Consider the following 1355-nt stretch of genomic DNA (forward strand, 5'->3'; position numbering starts at 1 on the left):
GGTCAACCAAATAGAGGTGTATGGCATGGAAACCCTCATCGATGTCGCCAATTTCTTCAATGGTTCATCGGAGATAGCCCCTACGGTTATCGATACGCGCAAAGAGTTTTATGAACAGCAATCACAGTTTGAACTCGACTTCGCTGATGTGCGCGGACAGGAAAGTGTGAAGCGCGCACTGGAAGTGGCGGCTGCCGGTGGACATAATCTCATCATGATAGGTCCTCCGGGAAGTGGTAAATCGATGATGGCGAAACGTCTGCCAAGTATTCTGCCTCCATTATCACTCAGCGAAAGTTTGGAGACCACACAGATTCATAGTGTGGCAGGTAAACTATCGCGCGACACCAGTCTCATCTCGCAACGACCATTCAGAGCGCCACACCACACCATCTCGCAGGTGGCATTGGTTGGTGGCGGACAGAATCCGCAACCCGGTGAAATCAGTTTGGCACACAATGGTGTGCTGTTCTGCGACGAGTTGCCTGAGTTCAACCGGTCGGTGCTGGAAGTGATGCGCCAGCCTTTGGAGGACCGCTGTATCACCATCAGTCGTGCGAAATACAGCGTGCAGTATCCCTGTTCGTTTATGTTTGTAGCCTCCATGAATCCATGTCCTTGCGGCTATTATGGCGACCCCACTCACAGTTGTGCCTGCACGCCCGGACAGATACAACGGTATATGAACAAGATCAGTGGTCCGTTGCTCGACCGTATCGACATCCATTGCGAGATACAAGCCGTGCCTTTCGCACAACTCTCGCAGATGGCTCCCGGTGAATCGAGCGAAACGATTCGCGCCAGAGTCATTGCCGCTCGCAAAATGCAGGAGGAACGGTTTATGGATTACAAGGGCATCCACTGCAATGCCCAAATGACGGAGCGCATGCTGCATCAGTTTGCCGAACCTGATGCCTCATCCATGGACATGTTGCGCATGGCCATGGAGCGATTGAAACTCTCTGCACGTGCCTATAGCAGGATTCTCAAGGTAGCACGCACCATTGCCGACCTTGATGGCAGTGAGCAGGTACAACTTCCCCATATTGCAGAAGCCGTGGGCTACCGCAATCTTGACAGAAGCGACTGGTCAGAGAGGGGAATTTAATAATTGATGGAATTTTTAATATTACGCGTATATGGGTACGAATAACAAACAGGAAGCTTACTGGGTAGATGAATTGGGAGTAAAATATACGAAAGATAAAACATGTTTACTTCAAGCGCCAATGGGATTAAAGTGTTACACGGTTTATCACGGAACAAAAATAATAGGTGACAATGCGTTCTATATTTCAAAAATAGAATCTATAATATTGCCAAACGGACTTACTTGTATAGGAAATGCTGCATTT

General features: G+C 48.8%; 2 protein-coding genes. Both read left to right on the forward strand.

Annotation, left to right across the window (positions count from 1 at the left end; translation table 11 throughout):
* Positions 1-1108, forward strand: a 1108-nt coding sequence (locus CIK90_RS09855) for a YifB family Mg chelatase-like AAA ATPase (protein ID WP_144007258.1), incomplete at its 5' end; no start/stop codon positions are given.
* Between the two features lie 31 nt (positions 1109-1139).
* Positions 1140-1355 (forward strand): leucine-rich repeat domain-containing protein (locus CIK90_RS14365; RefSeq protein ID WP_216820912.1); only part of this gene is annotated, 216 nt, incomplete at its 3' end.

Source organism: Prevotella sp. P5-126 (assembly GCF_002251185.1).
Classification (GTDB): domain Bacteria; phylum Bacteroidota; class Bacteroidia; order Bacteroidales; family Bacteroidaceae; genus Prevotella.